The sequence below is a fragment of the Chryseobacterium pyrolae genome (assembly GCF_025153485.1).
Lineage (GTDB): Bacteria > Bacteroidota > Bacteroidia > Flavobacteriales > Weeksellaceae > Chryseobacterium > Chryseobacterium antibioticum.
In genome coordinates, this window is the sequence record NZ_JANZQH010000007.1 from 233,697 (window position 1) to 256,044 (window position 22,348).

Annotated in this window: 24 protein-coding genes; 10 read left to right on the top strand and 14 right to left on the bottom strand. The window is 36.9% G+C overall.

Annotated features, from left to right (window positions below):
- Position 1: 1 nt before the first annotated feature.
- Positions 2–754 carry an SDR family oxidoreductase gene (locus NZD88_RS15670; protein ID WP_259830365.1) on the bottom strand — a complete coding sequence of 251 codons (753 nt, stop codon included), beginning with the start codon at positions 752–754 and terminating at the stop codon, positions 2–4.
- 244 nt (positions 755–998) lie between these two features.
- On the opposite strand from NZD88_RS15670, the gene NZD88_RS15675 reads away from it, so the two are divergent.
- The 4 genes from NZD88_RS15675 (at position 999) to NZD88_RS15690 (ending at position 3,350) form a co-directional block, all read left to right on the top strand.
- Entirely contained in the window at positions 999–1,631 is a 633-nt protein-coding gene (locus NZD88_RS15675; RefSeq protein ID WP_169235380.1) for an NAD(P)H-dependent oxidoreductase, read from the top strand.
- Between the two features lie 31 nt (positions 1,632–1,662).
- On the top strand, positions 1,663–2,097 hold the full coding sequence (locus tag NZD88_RS15680; protein ID WP_169235379.1) for a MarR family winged helix-turn-helix transcriptional regulator: 435 nt from the start codon (positions 1,663–1,665) through the stop codon (positions 2,095–2,097).
- Entirely contained in the window at positions 2,098–2,520 is a 423-nt protein-coding gene (locus NZD88_RS15685; RefSeq protein WP_259830369.1) for an organic hydroperoxide resistance protein, read from the top strand.
- A 101-nt stretch (positions 2,521–2,621) separates the two neighbouring features.
- Positions 2,622–3,350 carry an NERD domain-containing protein gene (locus NZD88_RS15690; RefSeq protein ID WP_259830370.1) on the top strand — a complete coding sequence of 243 codons (729 nt, stop codon included), beginning with the start codon at positions 2,622–2,624 and terminating at the stop codon, positions 3,348–3,350.
- A 68-nt stretch (positions 3,351–3,418) separates the two neighbouring features.
- Here the strand turns inward: NZD88_RS15690 and def are convergent, their stop codons facing one another.
- From def to NZD88_RS15735, 9 genes are all read right to left on the bottom strand, one after another.
- A complete protein-coding gene (gene def, locus NZD88_RS15695; protein ID WP_259830371.1) occupies positions 3,419–4,048 on the bottom strand; it encodes a peptide deformylase in 630 nt (209 codons plus the stop codon).
- A gap of 116 nt (positions 4,049–4,164) precedes the next feature.
- Positions 4,165–5,037: a ChaN family lipoprotein gene (locus NZD88_RS15700; RefSeq protein ID WP_259830373.1), complete on the bottom strand. Its 873-nt coding sequence runs from the start codon at positions 5,035–5,037 to the stop codon at positions 4,165–4,167.
- 386 nt (positions 5,038–5,423) lie between these two features.
- Positions 5,424–6,452: a hemin-degrading factor gene (locus NZD88_RS15705; protein WP_259830375.1), complete on the bottom strand. Its 1,029-nt coding sequence runs from the start codon at positions 6,450–6,452 to the stop codon at positions 5,424–5,426.
- Between the two features lie 4 nt (positions 6,453–6,456).
- A complete protein-coding gene (locus tag NZD88_RS15710) occupies positions 6,457–7,107 on the bottom strand; it encodes a class I SAM-dependent methyltransferase (RefSeq protein ID WP_259830377.1) in 651 nt (216 codons plus the stop codon).
- A 2-nt stretch (positions 7,108–7,109) separates the two neighbouring features.
- Entirely contained in the window at positions 7,110–7,883 is a 774-nt protein-coding gene (locus tag NZD88_RS15715; RefSeq protein WP_259830378.1) for a heme ABC transporter ATP-binding protein, read from the bottom strand.
- Positions 7,883–8,923 (bottom strand): FecCD family ABC transporter permease, encoded by a 1,041-nt coding sequence (locus tag NZD88_RS15720; RefSeq protein WP_259830379.1) that lies wholly within the window; start codon positions 8,921–8,923, stop codon positions 7,883–7,885. Before NZD88_RS15720 ends, NZD88_RS15715 begins: the two co-directional genes overlap by 1 nt.
- Positions 8,907–9,785, bottom strand: coding sequence for a heme/hemin ABC transporter substrate-binding protein (locus NZD88_RS15725; protein WP_259830380.1), 879 nt, complete (start codon positions 9,783–9,785; stop codon positions 8,907–8,909). Before NZD88_RS15725 ends, NZD88_RS15720 begins: the two co-directional genes overlap by 17 nt.
- Before the next feature lie 22 nt (positions 9,786–9,807).
- Positions 9,808–10,914 carry an HmuY family protein gene (locus tag NZD88_RS15730; RefSeq protein WP_259830381.1) on the bottom strand — a complete coding sequence of 369 codons (1,107 nt, stop codon included), beginning with the start codon at positions 10,912–10,914 and terminating at the stop codon, positions 9,808–9,810.
- A gap of 16 nt (positions 10,915–10,930) precedes the next feature.
- The gene (locus tag NZD88_RS15735; RefSeq protein ID WP_259830382.1) at positions 10,931–13,045 is read right to left on the bottom strand and encodes a TonB-dependent receptor plug domain-containing protein; all 2,115 of its coding nucleotides are present in this window, start codon (positions 13,043–13,045) and stop codon (positions 10,931–10,933) included.
- 93 nt (positions 13,046–13,138) lie between these two features.
- Between NZD88_RS15735 and NZD88_RS15740 the strand changes: the two genes are divergently transcribed.
- On the top strand, positions 13,139–13,957 hold the full coding sequence (locus tag NZD88_RS15740) for a T9SS-dependent choice-of-anchor J family protein (RefSeq protein WP_259830384.1): 819 nt from the start codon (positions 13,139–13,141) through the stop codon (positions 13,955–13,957).
- Between the two features lie 194 nt (positions 13,958–14,151).
- The gene (locus NZD88_RS15745) at positions 14,152–15,420 is read left to right on the top strand and encodes a T9SS type A sorting domain-containing protein (protein WP_259830386.1); all 1,269 of its coding nucleotides are present in this window, start codon (positions 14,152–14,154) and stop codon (positions 15,418–15,420) included.
- Between the two features lie 171 nt (positions 15,421–15,591).
- Here the strand turns inward: NZD88_RS15745 and NZD88_RS15750 are convergent, their stop codons facing one another.
- The 3 genes from NZD88_RS15750 to NZD88_RS15760 form a co-directional block, all read right to left on the bottom strand.
- The gene (locus tag NZD88_RS15750; RefSeq protein WP_169236771.1) at positions 15,592–15,882 is read right to left on the bottom strand and encodes a putative quinol monooxygenase; all 291 of its coding nucleotides are present in this window, start codon (positions 15,880–15,882) and stop codon (positions 15,592–15,594) included.
- A gap of 89 nt (positions 15,883–15,971) precedes the next feature.
- Positions 15,972–16,859, bottom strand: a complete 888-nt coding sequence (locus NZD88_RS15755; protein WP_259830388.1) for a sulfite exporter TauE/SafE family protein — start codon at positions 16,857–16,859, stop codon at positions 15,972–15,974.
- A gap of 202 nt (positions 16,860–17,061) precedes the next feature.
- Positions 17,062–17,469, bottom strand: coding sequence for an RrF2 family transcriptional regulator (locus NZD88_RS15760; RefSeq protein WP_259830390.1), 408 nt, complete (start codon positions 17,467–17,469; stop codon positions 17,062–17,064).
- 141 nt (positions 17,470–17,610) lie between these two features.
- On the opposite strand from NZD88_RS15760, the gene NZD88_RS15765 reads away from it, so the two are divergent.
- The 4 genes from NZD88_RS15765 to NZD88_RS15780 all read left to right on the top strand — a co-directional run bounded on the left by NZD88_RS15765 (position 17,611) and on the right by NZD88_RS15780 (position 20,384).
- On the top strand, positions 17,611–18,039 hold the full coding sequence (locus NZD88_RS15765; RefSeq protein WP_169236768.1) for a DUF4268 domain-containing protein: 429 nt from the start codon (positions 17,611–17,613) through the stop codon (positions 18,037–18,039).
- A 48-nt stretch (positions 18,040–18,087) separates the two neighbouring features.
- Positions 18,088–18,345, top strand: coding sequence for a hypothetical protein (locus tag NZD88_RS15770; RefSeq protein ID WP_259830392.1), 258 nt, complete (start codon positions 18,088–18,090; stop codon positions 18,343–18,345).
- Positions 18,346–18,768: 423 nt separating this feature from the next.
- Positions 18,769–19,407 carry a hypothetical protein gene (locus NZD88_RS15775; RefSeq protein WP_259830393.1) on the top strand — a complete coding sequence of 213 codons (639 nt, stop codon included), beginning with the start codon at positions 18,769–18,771 and terminating at the stop codon, positions 19,405–19,407.
- 158 nt (positions 19,408–19,565) lie between these two features.
- Complete coding sequence (locus NZD88_RS15780) at positions 19,566–20,384, top strand: DUF2314 domain-containing protein (protein ID WP_259830395.1); 819 nt, start codon at positions 19,566–19,568, stop codon at positions 20,382–20,384.
- Between the two features lie 290 nt (positions 20,385–20,674).
- Here NZD88_RS15780 and gldG read toward each other — a convergent pair whose 3' ends face one another.
- Positions 20,675–22,345: a gliding motility-associated ABC transporter substrate-binding protein GldG gene (gene gldG / locus NZD88_RS15785; protein ID WP_259830397.1), complete on the bottom strand. Its 1,671-nt coding sequence runs from the start codon at positions 22,343–22,345 to the stop codon at positions 20,675–20,677.
- Between the last annotated feature and the right edge of the window lie 3 nt (positions 22,346–22,348).

The window sequence follows — 22,348 nt, forward strand, 5'->3', positions numbered from 1 at the left end:
TTTATCGTATGACGGAAATTCCTGCATCCACCTTAAGTTCCGCACCGTGAATGTAAGAAGCTTCTTCCGAAGCAAGGAATAATACAGCATTGGCAATTTCAGTGGGCTCTCCCTGCCTTTTGAAAGGAATCGTAGGAAGAATATGATGAACTGCATCTTCAATCTGTTCTGCATTCAAGCCTGTGTTATTAAAAATATTGGTTTTAATATGGCCCGGGCTGATTCCGTTTACCCGTATTCCACGTTCTGTAAGTTCCACAGCGAAGGTCTTGATAAAAGACTGTACTGCTGATTTTGCCGCAGAATACACTGAAAAATTGGGCATGGCAATCTCAGTAGCCACAGAAGTATTGAAAATAACAGAACTTCCTTTTCTCATCAATGGTAACATTTGCTGAACAGTAAAGAAAGGACCTTTTACCAGCATATTGAAAAGTTCGTCAAAATGATTTTCATCCACATTTTCGATAGGAAAAAATTTTCCGTAACCTGCATTGGCAAAAAGTACGTCGATGCTTTCTGTGTATTTTCTTACCTCCATCCGCAGGTTCATAAGATCTTTCATACTTCCTGCATCCGAAACGATACCTGATGCTTGCTCACCCAGTTTTTTTAAAGCATTATGTACGCTCTCTTCACTTCGCCCGGTGATGATTACATTTCCACCATCATTGATGAACTGCTGTGCTGTCGCAAATCCCATCCCATTCGTTCCCCCCGTAATCAGGGCTGTTTTGTTTTTAAATCTCTGCATTGTTTCTTGTTTAAAATTATACTGCAAAGTTTCAATTAAAGAACTTCTTAAAAAATCCGATTCTTGTTGAATCCTGTTGCTTTCCTTCCAGACCTTTTGTTTTTCTCTAAAATTGTTATAAATTAAATCTATCAAAATTAAATTGTACACAATTTAATTAGTTATACATTTGTCCTGTGATTTTAATCTCTGAGTTCAGTTTCAGAAATAATCATACCAAGAAGTATAATTTAAAATAAAAGAAATGTCATTAATAGAAGACTTACAATGGAGACATGCTGTAAAAGCATATGATTCTTCAAAAAAAGTATCAGAACAAGATCTTAACACTATTTTGGAAGCTGCAAGACTAGCTCCCACTTCATCGGGACTTCAGCCATTCAGGGTTATCGTTGTAGAAAACCAGGAATTAAAAGAGAAGATGGTTCAGGGAGCGCTGAATCCTGAAGTCATGAGAGACAGTTCACATGTTTTGGTATTTGCTGCATGGGACAGCTATTCGAATGAAAAAATAGATAAAGTTTACGATCATCATACGGATGTAAGAGATTTACCAAGAGGCCGTTTCAGCAGCTATACGGATAAGATCAAAGAAATGTACGGAGTTCAGACTCCAGAAGAGCATTTTGCTCACACCGCCCGTCAGACTTATATTGCGTTAGGTTTAGCAATGGCTCAGGCTGCAGAATTAAAAATTGACAGTACACCGGCAGAAGGTTTCAGCAATGAAGTGGTTGACGAAATTCTTAACCTTAAAGAATTGGGATTAAAAAGTGTAAGCCTTTTATATCTTGGTTACAGGGATGCAGCGAATGACTGGCTTTCTACCATGAAGAAAGTGAGAGTTCCTATGGAGGAATTCATCATCAAAAAATAATACATTCATCATATCTTACCTCTTCAGCCTTATGGAAAATTCAAAATCGTTACAATTAGAAAACCAGATCTGCTTCCCGCTCTATGTGATTGCGAAAGAGATTACTGGACTTTACCGACCATTTCTGGATGAGATCGACATTACGTATCCACAATATCTTGTGATGATGGTACTATGGGAAAATGACGGTCTTGCAGTGAACCATATTGGTGAAAAGCTGTTTCTGGACAGTGGAACTTTAACACCTCTTCTGAAAAGGCTTGAGGCTAAAGGAATCATCGACAGAAAGCGAAAAAAAGAGGATGAAAGAGTGGTTGAAGTCTTTTTAACGGAATCGGGAAAGCAGCTTCAGCAGAAAGCCTGTGAAATTCCCGGAAAAATTCAGAATAAAATAGGTGTAGAGACGGAAGATCTGCTCCACCTCAAAGAAACGATCTTAAAAATATTAAACAAAATAGAAAAATAAATGAAAACGTTATACACAACAAAAGTAACAGCACAGGGAGGAAGAAACGGTCACGTAAAAAGTGAAAACGGAGTTTTGGATGTTGAAGTAAGAATGCCTAAAGCCCTTGGCGGTGGTAATGATGATTTTGCTAATCCTGAAATGCTTTTTGCAGCAGGATATTCAGCTTGTTTTGACAGTGCTCTAAACAGAGTAATCAGTTTAGTTAAAGCAAAAACTGGTGAAACAACAGTAACCGCTCAGGTAAGCATCGGACAGATTGAAAACGGAGGTTTCGGACTGGCGGTAGAACTAGATGTCAATATTCCGGGTGTATCTATTGAAGAAGCCCAGTCATTAACTGATCAGGCTCACCAGATTTGTCCTTATTCTAATGCGACAAGAGGTAATATTGAAGTGAAGATTGCGGTGACGAATAACTAAGTTTAATTCCTTTTTCATAAAAAATCTGTTTCTTTGGAGACAGATTTTTTATTTACTAACGGCAACCTAAAAAACATTAACAGAAATAGCATACCAACATCATGGATATTAGTTTTTTAATTATTTCTCTATTAGCCCTAGCTATCTTATTTCTATTAATTAAATACTATACTCCAAAAATAAAAGGGTTTATTGGTGAGAATAAAGCTTCAAAAGCTCTAAAAAGACTAAATAAAGAAAAGTACACTGTTCTGAATAATATTGAATTCAATATTAAAGGCTCCACTTCACAGATAGATCATATTATTGTTTCAAATTATGGAATATTTGTTATCGAAACGAAGAATTACAAAGGTTGGATTTTAGGCTACGAAAAAGATAAATCCTGGATTCAGGCTATTTATAAATACAGACGTAAGTTTTATAATCCTATTTTACAAAATCAAGGTCATATTTATGCTTTAAAACACGTATTGAAAAATTATCAATATTTGAGGTATTATTCAATCATTACCTTTACAAAAAGAGCAACGCTTAAAACTAAAACATATACTGACGTTGTTTATATCAATAAGTTAGTCAAAACAATTAAAAAATATGATCACTACCACATTAACGAACACACTAAAAACGAAATTGTCACAAAAATTCTAACGGCAAAAACAAACAATCGAAATAAAGATAAAACACTACGAGCTAATTCTAACATCAATAAAAATGTTTTATGCCCCAACTGCGGTGGAAATCTTATAGAGAGAAATGGTCAATATGGAACTTTTTTTGGCTGTAATAATTTTCCCAGATGTACATATACAAGAAATAAAAAGTAACAATTCTGTTAAAAAAAGTATGGGGAAAACACAAAGAAAGATTGAATTTATACTGAGGAACAAAACTATTATCTCGTTACAGAATCACTCTTCTTAAAAGCATCCACCTTTTTATAAGAATCATTTTTCTCTTTTTCCTTTTTATCTGAAATTAAGATTCCGAAAAGATGGTCTATCTCATGCTGAAAAATAACAGCCGTAAAACCTTCTACGATTTCTGAATACTTCTGCCCTTTCAAATCCACATATTCTAACTGAATTACTTTGCTTCTGTAAAACTGATCTCTGAACTCGGGAATGGATAAGTCTCCTTCAGGTCCCAGATTCTGTAATTCTGATCTCCAGACAATCACAGGATTGATGAAATATTCCTGAGGATTTCCCTCTTTATCAAAACGCTGTACCCAGATCACTTTTCTGTTGATTCCAACCTGTGGTGCTGCAATGCCTACTCCGCCATCAGTTGATAAGAGAGATTCTTTCATTCTCTTGACCAAAGTTGCGGTATTGGGATCAACCGGATCAATTTCTGTTGAAAGACTTAATAAAGTTTTATGCTGATGAGAATCTGTAGTCTGGTAAATCGGTAATGCTGTAGTAATATCTCCCTGATTAATAATTGAGGTTTCGTTTGGGGTCAATTTTTGAGCATTAATGAAGCCGATAAAAAAGATAAACAGAAAAGATATTTTTTTCATTTTTATTATTTGGAGATACAAAGATAGCTAATGTGTTTCAAACATATAATTGGGCTGAAGCCCTGTTTGGCTATTTTTATAAAATTAAACGGGCTAAAGCCCGTTCCTATTGAATTTTAAAATGTCTTCGTCATATCAGCCGGAATGATCAGGTTGAAATCTGTTGGAATATAGTCTTTTGCGGGTACTTTCAGTTCCGGATCTTCAGACTCAAAAACAGAGATCACTGCCATTTTAAGGTTAGGATTTTTCTGCTTGATATACCAATAAATCCCTCCAAATTCTTTGCTGTGATAGTTTCCGTTGTAATGGATAAACGTTTTCCCGGTCTGCATCCATTTCAGGATAGATTCAGCCATGGTAGCATCTTTTGTAGCCTGTGCTGAAATGAAATTCATCACTTTCGTTCCTTCTGCATGATCCCCCATCATCGCTTTCATTTCCTGATAACCCGGAGTGTCCAAAGTTATCTTAATAGGAAGCTGAGCGATATAGGCTTTCTCTTTGTCACTTAGTTTATTCAGAGATTCCAGCCCTTCTTTTGCGGTCTGAGAAGCATATCTTCTCGGGATATTTGTCGCGATGAAGTTCACCTTTTTGTTTTTAGCGAAATCAACCAACGGTTTATAGTCGGTGGCATAATTATTCCATAAACGGGCTGAATCTTTGAATGTTTTAGCATCAAATTTCCCTTCTAAATATTGAGTCAGCTGAGCCTGATTGTCTCTTTCAAACATCTCGGCTCCCAGAATGATCTGTCCGTTTTTCTTTTGAAACAAACCTTCTGTCACTTTCAGCTGAAGCCAGTGGTTCACAGAGCTGTTGTGATTTTCTCCGAAGAAAACAACATCATACTCAGCCAGTTCTTTAATCAGCTTGTCTGTTTTTACTTCTTTTCCTTTTTTGTCATAAAACTGGTAAGCTTTAAAATCCTGTCCGCTTAGAGAACAGAAACCAGCCAGTAAAATGGCTATGAAAATATTTTTCATTTTTATTTTATTTAAACACAAATTATACAAATGATTCTTTACAAATATCACAAATTTTTATGTTGATTATAAACCACAAAAGTCACAAAAGACTTTTAACTGATTTAAACACTTTAGCATACCTTAGTTTCAAAAGCTTTACTATTTTGAAAACAATAAGAACACATAACCAGAAAATCAAAGATTTTCACAGAACTTAAATGTACTTTATATGCACAATATATTAACTTTAAAAATAACTAAAGTGTTTAATTAGCTTTTGTGACTTTTGTGGTTTAAAAAAATTGCAGTTTATTTATTCTTCAGCAAATCCAGCTATCTGCTTCAAAACAAAAGGCCGCCTTGAATTAAAAAAACAAAACGGCCCATTCAAAATCATCTAATTATTATTTTTCTAATTCTGCCACAAGATCTTTCCACTCCTGCAGTTCAGGGATTCCAGGTTTTCTTTTTCCAAAGAACTGAACGATGAAGTCTCCTTCTTTATTGAAAACTTCAATAGCCGTTACTTCTCCGTCTTCAGTAGGTTTCTTCACGATCCATGCTTCAGCAATTTTCGTAACATCTAAATGTAAATTGAAGTCAGGATCCATTACATTGAACCATTGCTGGTGCCAAAGTGTTTTCTTCACGTTTCCTGTGTGAATCTGGATAATTCCTCTGTTTCCAACGAATACCATGATCGGAATATTCTTTTCTGAAGCATCTTCAATAACATTCACCACTTTAGCATTGTCGATCTTTTTAGCAAATCCTTCCGGTGCCAATCTTAATGCCTGAGTTCTGCTTACCCCGAATTTTCTTGTCATCATAAAGAAATCGTGGGTGTCTTTTAATTCTGTCCATGCTTTTTTAAATCCTTCAGCATCGATTTCAGCATCTGCTTTTTCCGGAGCTTTTGGAGCAACCGCCTCAACCGTTAAAGCCTGACTTTGATCTTCTGCTTTGAATTGTTCTACAATAGTATCAAAAGCTGCTTCCTCACTGTTTTTCGTCAGATAAATCTTATGAAGGGCAAGACCGTCTTTTCCGAAAAACTGAAGGCTTTTTTTGTCTCCTTCCACTACTGCAAATGCAGATTTCCAATGGTTCAGAAATATTCTAAGGTCGATATCTTCTCCTACAAAAAGCTGTGCATGCGGGCTGCTGAAGTCTCCATTCTGATACACTCCTTTTCTTTCGTGCACACATTCGTCATTACGGGTAAGAGCCATTACTTTTCCCAATTTCTCTGCTTCTGTAAGGATAGCCGGAAATTCAGGGTTTAAAATGGTTACGCCTTCTCCTATGCTTGTTGCTAATAATTCAGCTTCGCTTACGCCTAACTGTACCGCAGCATTTCTTATTCTGATATGTGGATTTTCTGCCTTCAGAGCCTCCCATTTTTCCTTTAGATCATTAACTAACGTGCTCATTATTTTATTTTTTTATGGTTAAAACTGTATAAATTCTATGGATGGTTTCGTTTCCTGACTTGCTTTGTATATCTTCTTCTTTTTCGGAAATTTTCATTCTTTTAAAGTGACTTTCAGCAACCAGCTCTTCCATTTCGGAGTTGCTGTACATGGTGAAATTATATTCCGTAAACGGGAGTGTTTCCATGAATTTTTTCTGTCCGAAAGTAAGAACGAAGGTTCCATCGTTCTTTAAAACTCTATAGATTTCATTGAGAAACTCAACCGGATTTTCCCAGAAATAGACTGTGTTGACAGTAAATATTTTGTCAAAGGTTTTGTCTTCAAAGGGAAGTTTTTTTCCTTCATACAGTACAAAACCGGCCTGGCTTTCAAAGTCTTTGTTCAGCTTTTTGGCTTCATTGTACATGGTTTCGGAAATATCGGCTCCTGTATATTTCAGATTGTGGGCTCTGTTTAAAATATGTTTAAGATGTCCCGCATTTCCGTGTCCTATTTCAAGGATGTGTTCATCATCTTCTATCAAAAGTGTTTTGATACTTTCTAATGTCATGCTGATGTTGGTAGCATTCATCATCTCACCGATCTCTATCCCTTTTTCTCCCTGTGGATTGGCGAGATTCTGCGCGAGGATTTTTAATTCATCTTTTTCCATGGTTATCCAAAAATGATCATTGGGTTATTTGTAATAGGGTGTCCGCAGATGGTGCACGGAAAATTGTACGCCTCACTGATTGTTTCAGCGGTAAATACTTCCTTCGGCGTTCCGTATGCGGATACCTTTCCTGATTTCATCAGTAAAATTTTATCTGCAAACTGTGCTGCAAGATTAAGGTCATGAAGCACAACGATGGCACTGTTGGCTTTTTTCGTGAAGTTTTTAATAATTTCTAAAGCCTTGTATTGATGTTTTACATCTAAATTATTCAGAGGCTCATCCAGAAATACCAGTTTATGGGCAATCTCATTTTCCAGCTGGGCCATTACTCTTGAAAGATGGACCCGCTGTTTTTCACCTCCGGACAATGTATTGTATTCCCTGTCTTTCAAATGATAGACATCTGTTTCGTACATCATTTTATTCATCGCCTCAAAATCTTCTTTGTGTGGCTGCGAATCGAAGTACGGATAACGCCCCATCATGACCACGTCTTTTACGTCGAGAGGAATCTCGTTGGAATTATGCTGGGAAAATTTAGATTTATGCTGAGACAATTCCTTCACTTCCCAGTCTGCAATGGATTTATCTTTAAATAAAATTCCCTGTTTCCCCTGTTTTATTTCATTGGCCAAAACACTGAGAAGACTTGACTTCCCTGCTCCGTTGGGTCCTACAATCGCTAAAAATTCTCCATATCCTAAAGAGACATCAACGCCCTCAAGAATATGAAAATCCTTGTGAAGATAATTGATCTGATGCGCTTTTATCATTAGAGTGATTTTTTAAATTTAATTAAAATGGCGATAAAAATAGGTCCTCCAATCAATGAAGTCAAAATACCAATCGGCAATTCTGACGGTGCTACAATACTTCGGCTGAATGTATCGGCTATCAACAGTAAAATACTTCCCAAAACTGCAGACAATGGTAAAATGAAAACATAATTTGATTTAAATAAAAGTCTTAAAATATAAGGTACAATAAGACCTACAAAGCCAATCGTTCCTGAAAATGCCACACAGGTTCCCACCATTAAAGAGGTGATGATCACAATTTGCCTTTTCAGTTTCTCAACATTGATTCCTAAATGCTGAGCATCTCTTTCTCCTAACATCATCGCATTCAATGCTTTTCCTTTTGGAAGTAAAATCATATAAGAAATCACAATCACAGCGGCCAAAATGATATTTTTTGTCCAGGTAGCAGCGGCCAGACTTCCCATATTCCAGAACGTAAGATCTCTTAACTGTTCATCTTTCGAAATATAAATAAGAAATCCTGTAATCGAAAAGCCGATGGATGTGATGGCCACACCGCTTAACAGCATCATGACAACATTGGTTTTACCTGCGCTTGTAGAAATTCTGTACACCAGCATCATGGCTAATAAAGCACCTAAAAAAGCGGAAATACCTACGAGTGAAAACTGTACTACCTCAGGAAGATATTGTTTGAAATGTCCTCCTAAAACAATGGCAATGGCCGCAAGCAATGTGGCTCCGGAAGTTAAACCTATCGCTTCACCGGTCGCTAAAGGATTTTTGAATAATCCCTGCAGACTTGTCCCTGAAACAGCAAGCATGCTTCCTACTAAAATGGCCATGACAATTCTGGATGCTCTTACCTCCCAAATCACATATTTGTCGCTTAAAGATAAGCCCGGGTCCCCTTTTATATATTGCCACAAAACTTTGAAGGGTGATGTTCCTCCAAAATCGTAGACTCCTGTATTAAGTGCCAGTACTGCTATGATCGCAAGCAGTACGGCACCTATAGTTAGATAAAAGTATAATTTACTTTGTGTTCTCAATTAAAAGTTTGTTTAATGCTACTGCTGCTTCTCCTAGTCTAGGTCCGAAACCTGAAACCAATCCTCCGTCCATTGCGATGATCTTCTTATTTTTACCTGCGTTAGTCTGAGCTACCCCCGGCATTTTAAGAGCTCCTTCGTTTCCACCGGCACCCTGAAGTCCTGTTGAAAAGAAAAATAAAACGTCTGGATTAGCTTTAACAACAGCCTCGGGTGTTAGGGGCTTGAAATCTTCAAAATCATTCACTGCATTTTCTCCACCCGAAAGACCAATCAGTGCGGCCATAGGGGTATTTTTACCAGAAACCATCAACATATTTCCTCTTGCGTAGATGAACAGTACTTTTGGTTTTTTAGCGATAGGCTGAATTTGTTTTAAATCAGCATCGATTTTATCATTTAATTTCTGATAATCTGTATTTCCTACTGCTTTTGCTACATCAGCAATCAGCTTTTTAGTTCCTTCTACAGTATATTCCTGCTTGAACACCTCAACTTTTATCCCTGAAGATTTGATCTTAGTCATTAATTCAGGATTGATATCTTTTTCTGAAGCTAAAATCAAGGTCGGACTTACTGCCATGATCGGCTCTATCGTCATAGATCTTACGTGTCCAAGGTCTTTAGCTGTAGCTTTTAATGTTTCAGGATATGTACTGGTTACGTCTGTTCCAACGATTTCTTTTTCGTGGCCCAATGCACTTACAATCTCTGTAACTCCGCCGCTTAATGTAACAATTTTGTTGTTGCTTTTCGGAGCTTCAGCAGATGTTTCTGTTGTATTTTCTTTTTTAGTACCTTCTTCTTTTTTGCAAGAATAGACTGCCATCAAAATGGAAGCTGCAAGGATTAATTTTTTCATGATATACTATTGTTTAATTTATTCATAAGGGGTCAAATTCAAAATTAGAAAAGCCTCGGTTTCCTGTTTTGTCTTTCATGGCATTGAATCTCAGTTTAAAATAAAATCCTTCTGCATCTTTAAGGACAAAGAAACGGTCTGAGTACACAAATGGCTGCGGTATATCAGGCGTTCCGGTAGTCGTTCTCCACTTATCTCCAAGAGCTCTCTGATCGTTAAAAACAAATTTAGACTGGTCTATATCACTTAATTTGAATGCATTATACGCCTGTTCGAGATTACCTCCGGTATTTACCTGGTATACTCCAACGCCATCCAAGGTATTCGTGATAATAAAATCAGCATAGAAATAGCTTCCTGCACTGGTGGTTGGGGCCGAGAACACTTCGTTGGTAAAGGTTGTGAATGCCAGATCCCATTTTTTCTTTCTCGGTTGTACCTTAGCGGGAGTTGCGGTTTTAAGATTGAAATAGGTAAAATTATATTCGGTGTCTTTTGGAATAACATATTCCTGATAAGTCGTTGCTGCTACATCAGCATAACGTATTTTATATCCGTTCAGGGCACGTAGAATCTGAATTTTCTTCCAGCCTCTTGCAGATCCGGATAAATTGACAGATCCAGCTCCGATATTGGCTGAAGGTGGAATATCTCTTCCTAAGTTGACCAGATAGATTGGATTTTCGGCATCGTTTTCTTTAATGGCATCAATTCCTGTAGTTTGTGTCAGGAAATTTCCAATTGGATTATCCACGTACTGCATATTGGCCACACTAAATGTTCCAACCTGAGCTTCTGCTTTAAGCGCAGTAACATCTGCTTCCTTTACCAGATTGATGTCTGTAGCATTCGGAATTTTCGCAACTGTCATCGCTATAGATCCATTGATCACTACACGGAATGCATCTCCTGTATAAAATCCAAGATCCCAGCTGGTTCTGGTATTGGTGACCGCATTCTGGTAATCACTTAAATCAATCCACACCTGGTTAGGCTCTGTAGGTCCTCCTACGGCAACATCCACTACTGATCCTGTAAGGGGAGCCACCGGCACCGGATCTTCATCTGCTGCAAGGCATGACTGCAAAGCAACAATGGACAGAAGGGATAGTATTTTTAAATATTTCATAATGATAGCTTATGTTTTAAAATTGATAGATTAATCTTGCAAAATAGCTTCTTCCGTAATATAAATTAATACGGTCTGCCCCTGCAGTGTGAGCCGATCCTGCATTTGCTGTAGAGTTCAAACTTGTAACATCGAAGATGTTTTTAACTCCCACAGACACTTCCATATGATCTTTCCAGAAAGGCTGACTTACAATGAAATCCATCATATGAAAACCGTCTGTCTTACCAAGTCTGAAACCTTCGGTATCATTCTCCAGAACATAATTTCTTCCAGGACCTGTATATTTATAATACAATGAAAAACCGGTCCCTATATTTTTCAGTTTATAGTTGGCTGATGCACCTGCCTGTACAAGATATTGGAAATCGGTAGGAGAAGTGTGTTCCAATTCATTCAATGATACAGAAGTGCCATTTACCGAACCTCTTAAAGAAAATGCTAACTGATCTTTTCTAAAATCTATGTTGGCAGATAAAAGCATATTTCTATAGGTATTGAGGTTCATATATTTATAGGTGGAAGGTTTTTTTACCATCACCATTTCTATTCTGTCCTGTACGTCAAGATAGAGTGCATTAACGCCATACGCTATTTTCCAATCATTACCCGCCGAAAAATTCTGATCCCAGAAAAGGCCGGCTGAAAATCCTTTTTCAGGATTCAGATCAGGATTTCCCTGAAGGTCATGATTAATATTCACAAAGTAGGTAAACAACTCGTCGTAAGTAGGAAAACGATTGGCTGTACCGGCAACAGCTCTCAGATTTGAATTTTCAGAGGTTTTAAGTCTTGCAGAAAGAGAATAATTAAACTGATTATCAAACATATCACTTACCGAAAGCCTGGCTCCTGGTCTTAATGAAAATTGATCTGAAATGTTCCATTCTCCTGAAATAAAATTGGAGTAAGTGAAAATATTTCTTTTCACAGAATCCCCAAAAAACTGTCCGGCAATAAGGGCTGCCTGACCGTTTGTATAATCTAGTTCATAACCAAGCTGGAAATCAAAGGTTTTATTGTTCAGGAAATTACTGAACATTCCTCTTGAATAGACGATATCTGTCTGATAATAAGATCTTTTTTCATCCTTACTTGTAACAGACCTATTAGGAATATCGTAGTTATAATCGAAATATTTTCTATCCTGGGTCTGATAAGAAAAGTCCCCCATATAGCGGATATCTCCAAAATTCGTCTGAATATTGAACTGATGAATCCATCTGTTGGTATTGTATTCTCTATCCCTGCTCTGGTAAACAACGCCTCCCAGCCCATCGTTCAGAGGAATTCTACTCATTTCGGGATTGTAAAAATTAAATTTTTCGTTCAGATAAGAAAGCTTATAATAAAATGAAGTTTTGTTCTTGGCGTATCTTACCAATGCTGAAGCATCATACTGGTCCTTCGGATTCCATTCGTAGCCTCTTTTTATCTCAGGATCTGTCCCGAAATATTTATAGCCTCTGCTCTCGCCTTCATACCCCATGAATTGATTATGGTTGAAACTGATATTCGCAAACCAATTCTTATCTATATTATAATCTACATTAAAGTTCTGAATATGTCTTCCGTTTCCTTTTTTCTTAAGATCGTAATTATTTCTTACCGTTTCTTCCTGAAGTGATGCTTTTACAGCCACTTTTTTCGTACTTGTTTTTCTTGTAATAATATTGATTACTCCTGCTACTGCTCCATTACCGTATTCTACTCCCATACTTCCTTTTACAATCTCAATCCTTTCTACATTGTTCAGAGAGAGTTTGGTAAGGTCGATGTTACTTCCCAGTCCCGTATCTCCTACTACCGGAATATTATCGATTAATATTTTTACATAATTTCCATCAAGCCCCATAATATTGGCTGTAGAATTACCCGAACGGGTGTCTGGCGTAATCTGGATATTAAGACTTTGATTGAGAACATCCGCCACATTGGTTGCCGCCATATTTTTGATCTGCTGGGCATCAATAACGTCAACTTTATATATTGATTTATTGATGGACTGCTGTGTATATTGCCCTGTAATGACAACTTCCTCTATTTTGTTTTTATTAAGAGAATCTTTTTCTTGTGCGTTCATCCAAAAGGCAATGGATAATGATAGAACGGAAAGCACCTTCTTCTTCATAGAGTAAAAATTTTGGCAAATATAATGCTTTATTTAGAACAGTTAAAAATAAATACTTATTTTTGTAGAATAATTCTAAATAAAAATAACGTTATGAAATTAAAACTACTTTTAGGAACATTAATGTTGACGGCTTTTACGGCGAATGCACAAGTAGCGACGCTTAATGAAAATTTCAACAACTTTACTACCGGGACGACCACTTTTCCACAGGGAGGATGGGCTGCAGTGGTAGCTCCTATTACGGGTGCATTTCCACCGGCACCCCCAAGAATGATTGTAGCTGCTCTGGAAAATGATAATACACAGAGATTTATCCAATCTTATGCAGGTAATAATGCGACAGCTCCTTCTTATCTTATTACTCCTCAGATCGAGAATCTGACAGGAAATAAAGTTTTAACATTTACCACTACATTGGTATCTCCATCTCCGGGACCCGGAATCATCCAGATCGGATTAGCAACAAACCCTAGCGATATGTCGACTTTTGTTTCTGTAGGAAATCCTATCAATGTTACTACAATTGGAGTCATTCAGAACATAAGCGTTAATATTCCCTCGACAACAGGTTCTTATATTGTTTTTAAATTTACTCCTAGTGCTACTCACGTTGCTATTCAAATTGATGATGTAGTATATAAGGCTTCTACCGCTTTGGGAGTAAATGATACTTCTACCGTAAAAGAGAACTTTAAATTTGCTGTAAGTTCAGACAACACTGCTTTAGAATTTATCACAAGAACAGAACCTAAAAATATTGAGGTTTACTCTGCAGCAGGACAAAAAGTGGCCGAAGGAAAATTAAAAGGACAAAAATTTGATATCAGTACTCTTCAGACAGGCGTTTATTATATGCTTGTTGAAACCACTGAAGGATCAGGAGTAAAATCTAAGTTTATCAAGAAATAAGGTTTATTAGACATCAATACCTTTATAAAGCCAGCCGGAAGATTTCCGGCCGGTTTTTTTTGGTCCTAAGCCCTATTATTCTGTAGTATCAATTATAATGAAACAAGATAAATGTCATGTTTTTATTTAGACTGATTAAAAATAATTATATAATTTTGTAGAATCATTCTAAATAAGAATTTAAAAAATCAGTTATGAAAACAAAACTATTTTTGGCTTCCGTATTCGCTCTTACAGTTCAACAGACTGTATTGGCACAAACAGATGCATGGGGATACACACAGGTCGATATGACGATGGGAGCGCAGTATCAAAATCGTGTCTTTTTTGGTTTATCCGGAAACACGACTGTTTCTCAGCCAGCCAATACATGGGATATTGCTTTTTATAGAAATTCAATGACCAGTTTTGGGTCAAGAATTAATGATGCAAAAGATATTGAAGTATATGAAGCATCCAACAATCTTGCTGACTGGGATAATATCAATATTTCTAATATTTCAAACTGGGGAGAGCCTATTTACAATCCTGACCAGACTACCTCTATCCAGGAAGGTGCTTTTGAACAAGGGTCTGCTCCATACGGATGGGGCCAGTACAATGGAGGAACACATCATGTGGATGGAAAAATTATTTTCGTATTGAAATACCTTGATGGCACTTACGTTAAACTAGCTCTTCTTGATTATTTCGGAGGCTATACTTTCAAATATTCCAAGTGGAACGGAACATCATGGGACGCTACAGAAACAAGAACTATAGCAAACGGCTCGGATGATGCTTATTTCAACTATTTCTCTTTCACTACAGGTGCAAAAGTTGCGAACTTAGAACCTTCTAAAAATTCATGGGATTTCATGTTCACAAAGTATTATACATTCTATAATAACATCATGATGTACCCACTTTCGGGAGTCATTCAGAACCCCAACATTAAGGTGGCAAAAGTGAGACCGGAAACACAGGAAACTTCTACATTCACCATGCCTGCTGACACCAATTTCGCTTCTAATATCACTACAATTGGCCATTCATGGAAAGGAATAGGTACAGCCTACAACGATCTGGTTTATTATATCAAAAAAGGAAATGATTATTACAGAATGTATTTTATCACCAATGGAGGTGCATCAACAGGAAATATGTACTTCAAATACAAAAAAATAACGGGAAGCCTAGGGATAACTGAGGTCAGCAAAAAAGCTTCTTTCGGGATCTATCCTAACCCTACAACGGCTGACAAAAAGGTAACTGTTCTTTTCGATGTTAAAGAAAAAGCCAACAACAAAGGAAGCATAGAAGTCTATGATCTTACCGGGGAAAAAGTATATACTGCAGAACTGACCAACCAGGCTGGTTTCTACAAGCAGGATCTGGACTTATCTCACCTTACTGCCGGAAACTATCTGGTAAAAATAACTTTCGGAGGCAGTACGGAAACAAAAAAACTTATCATAAAATAAACTCATAATTTAATACTTTCTATTTTTTCTAATCAAAAGGCGGTTTCAGTATTCTGAGACCGCCTTTTATATGGTATTTTTAATTCAAAGATTGAAAGATTAAAAGACTACAATTTCCGTAACCACTGAATCTTTCAATTTTTAAATGCTTGAATCTTTAAATCTTTAAAATCAATAAATTTTAAACCCTTTATATACCTCTACAGAGCTTTCCATGATTTTTGAAGCATCTTTACGGAAATCCAGAAGATGATCCTGTCCATTATGCCTGTTGTGGTGGTCAACGCTTTCCCAAAGTTCAACCATAAAAAAAGTTCCTTTATTATCTTTGTCCTCCACAAGATCATACTGAAGGCATCCTTCTTCTTTTCTGGTCTCTTTCACAAGATTCTGAAAAAGTTCTACAGCGTCCATCAGATAGTTTTCATTAAACTTAAAAAGCGCTATTACATGTAAATTCATTGTCTATTATTTAATGATGTAAATGTAAAATATTTTCAAAGCCAAAAACGCTTTTGAAGCTTTTATTTTTCCACAAATACCATCTATTTTTAATTAAAAACTGATTTATAAATAGTTATACAACTCATCACAATAACGAGGATCCCAATCACCAGAAACATTTTCTTCACGGGAAGCTTTGCCGTAAGCATGGCAGAAAACGGAGCGGTAATGATCCCTCCTATCAGAAGACCGAGAATGATATTCCAATGCTGAATTCCAAGAGTAAGAAAGAACGTAACAGCCGCTGTAATGGTGAGTATGAATTTAGCTACCGTAGAACTCCCCACTGCAAACCTTGGGGTAAATGCATTTTTAATAAGGGTTCCTGTAACCAGCGGGCCCCAGCCTCCTCCGGCAAATGAATCTATAAATCCACCAATTAAACCAAGCCTTGTAAGATTGGTTTTTCTTTTCATCGCCCGGTTTTGTTTCTCCTTAAACGCATTGGACAGAATTTGAATTCCCAGATAAAGTGTGTAGAAAGCAATAAGTGTTTTCGTAATCTTAGAATAATACTCTCCCAGATAGGTAAGGCTTAATGCTCCTATAATCGCTCCGATTACAGCAGGAACAGCCAGTTTTTTAACCAGGCTTTTACTTACGTTTTTCAGTTTGATATGACTTAGACTTCCTGCGGCTGTCGTAAAACTTTCCGCAGAATGGATACTGGCACTTACGATATGAGGCGGAATATTAAGAAACAAAAGGGTTGTTGTACAGATCACGCCATACCCCATTCCCATGGATCCGGCTACAATCTCAGCAAATACACCTACCAGCAGCATCCAGTAGAAAATGTAATGGTCTTTGGCCAAAACATTCAGCAGCTCGTCCATATAACCTAATTCGTACATGGATAAAGCAGTAATCAGCAGTACTACAGCTGTAACAAAGAATACATTAAGTCTTATCTGAATTTTTCTTGAAATTATCATATTACACTATCATTACAGTCCGTCGCTACAATTCTGGTTTCATAGATCAGATATTTTCATTTATCTGGCTGTCAGAAACGGTTAAAAACCTTCAGCAGAACAGTTTTTAATTTGATTGAGTCATTCGGTGCACTGCAAATATCTAATAAAAATATTATCCTACCAAACAAGTAGACTAATTATTCAAAAAAAAAGGACCGGGTCAGTCGACCAGATCCATTAAAGTTTTTCTCTCCAGAATATTCAACGATGCGTCCCGTACTTCTATCAGAACATCATGCAGTCCGCAATGGTCTTCATTGCAATCAGCACATTTTTCATAGAAATTTAAACTGACGCATGGAAGCATGGCAATAGGTCCGTTCACCAAACGGATAATCTTTGCAAGTTTCACATTTTCAGGATTTTCCCTCAGGAAGTATCCTCCTCCCTTTCCTTTTTTACTGTCAAGGATATCCGCTTTTTTCAATTCGAGCAGAATATTTTCTAAAAACTTTAAAGGGATCTTCTTATGTTCCGCAATTTCGGAAATAAGGACCGGGCCTTCATTCCTTTTTTCTACAAGGTACGAAAGCGCTTTAAAAGCATATTGAGATTTTTTTGAAAGCATTACAGCAAAAATAAGAAAATAGTTTGAATTAGATAAATCGAGAAATCATGATGAAAAAATGAATATGACCTTGTCTAATAATTAACTTTCATCCTTTTCACTTTTTTGCCCTTTTCCCATTAAATCCTTAAGTTTGTTCATATGTTCAGTAAACAAGAAGCACAGCAGCTAAAAAAGGAGTTTTGGACGGCATTTGGAAAGTCTTTTCCAAGAAAATGGCTCCTGTATGATACCAAGATCAAGGATTTGTCATTTAAATTTAATGCCGATAATAAAAAGGCAGAAGTCTCATTGGATATAGAAATGAAAGATGAGATTTTCCGGAATGCTTACTATGAAAAAATATGGTCTCTGGAAGATATTCTGAAAGATTTCATCGGAGAATTTCACAAAGAAGAATATTTTACCCTTGACAATGGAAAGGTAATCAGTAAGATCTGGATTGAAAAACATCAGGTTTCAATATTCAATAAAAATTCATGGCAGGAAATTTTCGAGTTTTTCTGGGAGAAAATGGATGGTTTTGAAAGATTTTATTATGAATATGAGGATTTTATCAAGGACGTTTAATTCTTTTTATATCTTTAAATAGAAAATATTTTCAAATGTTTTTAATTTATGGCCATTAAAGATCTGAATGTTTTAGACCAATATAAGCGCTTCTTCGTAGACCGCCCGTTCACTTTCCCCGGTGATAAAACGGTCAATATGAAAACAGCTATACACCGTGTTGACAATGATTTCCTTGGATATTTTTCTGCTATTGAAAATCACAATCCTGAGATTCCGTACATTTATGCTTCTGAGATGGATTTGATTTACCCCGGCTTCTTAGCAAAAAATCATTATGATAAAAACTCAGATATGATTCCTTAATTCTCTGATTTTAAATATATTTGAACTCACAAAAAAACTACCCATGAAAACCGAGTACAGAGATAAGAATTTTAAACTCATGGACAGCACCTATGCCTATGGGAAAAAATACAAATGGTATGTCATCCAGACAACCAGAATAAAGGCTGACTAACTCATGCAGCGGATGAAGATTCCGCTCAGGATATATACAGACCTACTATTAACAAATTTCTACCACCACTGTAAATAAATATAAACGGCTTTAATTAAACTTCAGGAATAATAATCCTGAAAAAAGACGGCATAAAATTGCACAAAATTCCTAAAACCAACTTAACCAAAGCAGGATAATTTAATCTAAAGGCTGTGGGGTTTCAGGATGTGTAAGATGTTTCCTATTTACGATGACACAATGATAACACAACATATTAAACGACTAACATGAAAAAAGTATACAAAAACATTTTTGGAGAAGTGATTTCAAAAGCGCAAGCTGAGAAATTGGACGACTATCATTTATATTATTACGAAAAAGATTCTGAGGTACTTAAAGAGATTGAATTTCTTACCGAAGATGAAATATACAGCATTAACTATTTTATGAATCAGGATGAAGATGACGAGCAGATCATCAATTATCTAAAGGAAAAATCCGATCTTTTTGATATTGAGAAAAGGGAATATGCCGGAGACTTCATTATTGCCACCAATAAAATATACTCTTTATCTGTGGATGAGCAGCCTTTGATCTCAAAAACAGTTTTTCACCACGATGATCCTGAGAATTTTATATGCTCCCAAATCCTTGATAATAAAACCCTGGAACCTATACCGGAAAGAACAACAAAATGCTGGTATGCTTATGATGAAAACGGTGAAAAATATGCAGCTATAGAATTCAGCTACCAGGAAGACGGAAAACTGGAGCTTGCCATAGACAAAACTCCTAACCCTGATAATGATTTGGACTGGGAACATTATGAATATGCTACTTTTAAAAATCTTCAGAGCAAGATTGAGGCAGATATAAGTTATTATAAAACCGCAGCACTGCTTCCAAAAACTGCAGTTAAAGAATAGAAAAACATTAAAAAAATTTCGAAAACATCAAACATCCGTTTATGTTTTTTCGTATTTTAGTCAAAATAAAAAATGCCGGGTTTAAGAGCGTTACAGAACACTTTTGAACCCGGCATTTTGATCAACACCAAATTTAACTTTATCAATCCCCAATCACAATGGAAGAGAATTCGTTTATATTTACAGACGGGAAAGACCCTAAAATGATCGAAGCGTATGAAAAAGCAAGAGAAACTTTTAAATATTTCTGGCGGGAGCAATCCTGGGAAAACAGAAGGATTATACCCGGCCTTGACCTTGCCTGTGTAAAAGCCTCCTTTAGCCAGGAAGATCCTGAAACAGGAGAAAATACAGTGGAACACATGTGGATCAATGAAATTGATTTTGACGGCGATATTGTAAGCGGATTCCTGATGAATGAACCGAATAACCTTACCAATATACAGCCCGGGGATTATTTTGAAATTCCCCTGAACGAAATCAGCGACTGGCTTTTTGCCATCACACCAGCTGTAAAGAAACCGAAAGGATTATCTCAATTGTTTTCATCCCCTGAACAGGTAATACCGAGAGCTTACGGTGGATTTACTATTCACAAAATGCGTGCAGATATGCCTGAGGATGAAAGAAAAGAGCACGATGATGCATGGCAGCTTGATTTCGGAGATTTCAATGAGATACTCGTGGTGAATGAGCAGAAAGAGAAACCTGAAAATCTTCTGGAACATCCCATGAGTAAAAATATGGAAGGGGAATTCATTAAATTTCTCCAGGAATATCCGGATGAGCTAACCCATGCAGACGAAAAAGGTCTTACCCTTCTGCATAAGGAAACCATCGCCGGGAATTTAACCTCCGTCAAAATTATTCTGGAGGCAGGGGCAGACAAAAATTTGAAGTCAGAGAAAGGAAAAACAGCACTGGATTATGCAAAACAACTGAATTGGGAGCATATTGTTCCTGTTTTGGAAAGCTAGTTATTACTTTAATTGAGAACGTGATATGATATAAAAGAGAAGCTTTCTAGCTTCTCTTTTTCTTTAACAGCTAAAATTTCAATTTTAATTGGAAAATTAATTTACCTAAGTTTAGATTAAGAAAGTTCATCAATCATTAAAATTTTGGCTAAAGCCGGATTGAATGTTTTATTTATAAAACGGACTAAAGTCCGTTCCTATTGATGTAAAATCCCAACGCTGGCTCGAGCGTCCCGCTTGTAACTACACAAATAAAAAACCACTGCTTTTCACAGTGGTTTTTATATATGCTATCCAAATTTTCTCTTTCTCATCCAGAAGAACAATCCTCCCAGCAAGCCAATCACCACTAAAGGCAGCAGTAAATTCAGCCATTGCCAGTTTGCTTTTTCTTCTGTGATACGGTTCCTGTCCAGAAGTCTTTCTTCGATGTTTCTGTTTCGGAGCGCCATCAGGTTACTATCGTCCAGAAGGTAATCCAAAGCATTTCTCAGAAACTGCTCATTTCCGAACTCCTGATTCGTAAGGCGGTCAATTCCCATTGGAAGAGGCTCACCTTTGTGCATTTTATTTCTTCCGACATCTCCGTCTGCAATAACGATCATTTTATTTTCAGGACTCTGGCTTTTGAAACCAGGATATCCCTTTCTTTCAATCCTTGATGCATAGGCAGAGTTAAATTTCCCTTCCAGTGCAACAGCAAATATTTTTGGTGTACTTGGTTTCTCCCTCTGTCCAAGACTATCTACACTTGCAATTTCTTTAAGATCCACATAATTCGGAACTTGTTTAAGAAGTGTTCTCTCGCTGGATTCAAAAAGAACCTTTGTTTTAATATTTTTTCTCCCGCCCAAGGTATCAATGGAGGTTGGGAATTCAAATTTTACAGGGTTGATATTTTTCGTGATCGGATTGTCATTTTCAGCAATTCCAAGTGGAAAATACGGCCACGGAAGGCTTGTATACTGAGGGTTCCCTCCTACTTCACCGGTCACCAGTTTCAACAGTGCAAATTTCTTTACATCTTTCACCAACGCCGGATTGATCCTGATTCCGTAATTGAAAAAGAAATCCGTCATATTGATATCCACGGGGAAAGGCATTACCTTTTGGGACCTTGTCAGCGTATCCATTTCAGCGTTCACCGCATCGATCATCCAAAGGGTTTTCCCGCCATTCATAATAAACTGGTCAAGAATTACCTTTTCATTATCTGTAAATGCTTTTCTAGGCTTCGCAATGACCAAAGCGCTCATCTGTTTTAGTAAAGGAAGATCCTCCAGCGTAAGTTCTTTTTGATTTCTTGGGATCACGGGACCTGCATCATAATTTTCCATGGCCAGCTGTACAAAACCGTGAAATTCTTCAGGGCTCAGCTCGTCATGATTCACAAGGATTCCCACCTTTTTTCTTTTGTCCGCTGCAATATTCTTGATATTGGAAACCAGGCTGTATTCCAGACCTTCTATAGATCTTGTCAGCTGTTGGTCTGCGTCTATTCCTGCCTGCTGTACCACCAACGGAATAGAAACGCCTCTTTTATTATATTTTATAACAGCATACGGAAAAAGAGTGATCTGCGAGATCTTACCGTCTTTCACATCCGGAAGAACGGAAGGCTGCATCCCCATTGCCATCAGCGTATCCTGAGACATTTTTGTTTTAATAGGATCGATGAATTTGAAATCGATCTTTGGATTGATCTTCCTGAACTCTTCCAGCATAAATCTGGTTTCGCTCTGAAGCTGCTTAAAGCTTGCCGGAAAGTCACCTTCAAGATAAACATCTACCGTAAGCGGTTTTTTCACCGATTCAAGTACTTTGACTGTACTCTCAGAAAGTGTATATCTTTTTTCTTTTGTTAAGTCTAATCTGATCCCGGAATACGCAAGCAGAATAACCAAAGGTACCACTGCAATTAAGAAAATTCCTAATGGAGATTTAATGTTGAACTTCTTCATAAT

Coding starts and splice junctions, on each gene's coding strand:
- NZD88_RS15725 (WP_259830380.1), bottom strand. CDS start 9,785: ATGAAAAAATTAATCCTTGCAGCTTCCATTTTGATGGCAGTCTATTCT.
- NZD88_RS15745 (WP_259830386.1), top strand. CDS start 14,152: ATGAAAACAAAACTATTTTTGGCTTCCGTATTCGCTCTTACAGTTCAA.
- NZD88_RS15710 (WP_259830377.1), bottom strand. CDS start 7,107: ATGGAAAAAGATGAATTAAAAATCCTCGCGCAGAATCTCGCCAATCCA.
- NZD88_RS15760 (WP_259830390.1), bottom strand. CDS start 17,469: ATGCTTTCAAAAAAATCTCAATATGCTTTTAAAGCGCTTTCGTACCTT.
- NZD88_RS15685 (WP_259830369.1), top strand. CDS start 2,098: ATGAAAACGTTATACACAACAAAAGTAACAGCACAGGGAGGAAGAAAC.
- NZD88_RS15740 (WP_259830384.1), top strand. CDS start 13,139: ATGAAATTAAAACTACTTTTAGGAACATTAATGTTGACGGCTTTTACG.
- NZD88_RS15705 (WP_259830375.1), bottom strand. CDS start 6,452: ATGAGCACGTTAGTTAATGATCTAAAGGAAAAATGGGAGGCTCTGAAG.
- NZD88_RS15780 (WP_259830395.1), top strand. CDS start 19,566: ATGGAAGAGAATTCGTTTATATTTACAGACGGGAAAGACCCTAAAATG.
- NZD88_RS15680 (WP_169235379.1), top strand. CDS start 1,663: ATGGAAAATTCAAAATCGTTACAATTAGAAAACCAGATCTGCTTCCCG.
- NZD88_RS15770 (WP_259830392.1), top strand. CDS start 18,088: ATGGCCATTAAAGATCTGAATGTTTTAGACCAATATAAGCGCTTCTTC.
- NZD88_RS15765 (WP_169236768.1), top strand. CDS start 17,611: ATGTTCAGTAAACAAGAAGCACAGCAGCTAAAAAAGGAGTTTTGGACG.
- NZD88_RS15700 (WP_259830373.1), bottom strand. CDS start 5,037: ATGAAAAATATTTTCATAGCCATTTTACTGGCTGGTTTCTGTTCTCTA.
- NZD88_RS15730 (WP_259830381.1), bottom strand. CDS start 10,914: ATGAAATATTTAAAAATACTATCCCTTCTGTCCATTGTTGCTTTGCAG.
- gldG (WP_259830397.1), bottom strand. CDS start 22,345: ATGAAGAAGTTCAACATTAAATCTCCATTAGGAATTTTCTTAATTGCA.
- NZD88_RS15755 (WP_259830388.1), bottom strand. CDS start 16,859: ATGATAATTTCAAGAAAAATTCAGATAAGACTTAATGTATTCTTTGTT.
- NZD88_RS15670 (WP_259830365.1), bottom strand. CDS start 754: ATGCAGAGATTTAAAAACAAAACAGCCCTGATTACGGGGGGAACGAAT.
- NZD88_RS15775 (WP_259830393.1), top strand. CDS start 18,769: ATGAAAAAAGTATACAAAAACATTTTTGGAGAAGTGATTTCAAAAGCG.
- NZD88_RS15735 (WP_259830382.1), bottom strand. CDS start 13,045: ATGAAGAAGAAGGTGCTTTCCGTTCTATCATTATCCATTGCCTTTTGG.
- NZD88_RS15750 (WP_169236771.1), bottom strand. CDS start 15,882: ATGAATTTACATGTAATAGCGCTTTTTAAGTTTAATGAAAACTATCTG.
- NZD88_RS15690 (WP_259830370.1), top strand. CDS start 2,622: ATGGATATTAGTTTTTTAATTATTTCTCTATTAGCCCTAGCTATCTTA.
- NZD88_RS15715 (WP_259830378.1), bottom strand. CDS start 7,883: ATGATAAAAGCGCATCAGATCAATTATCTTCACAAGGATTTTCATATT.
- NZD88_RS15675 (WP_169235380.1), top strand. CDS start 999: ATGTCATTAATAGAAGACTTACAATGGAGACATGCTGTAAAAGCATAT.
- def (WP_259830371.1), bottom strand. CDS start 4,048: ATGAAAAAAATATCTTTTCTGTTTATCTTTTTTATCGGCTTCATTAAT.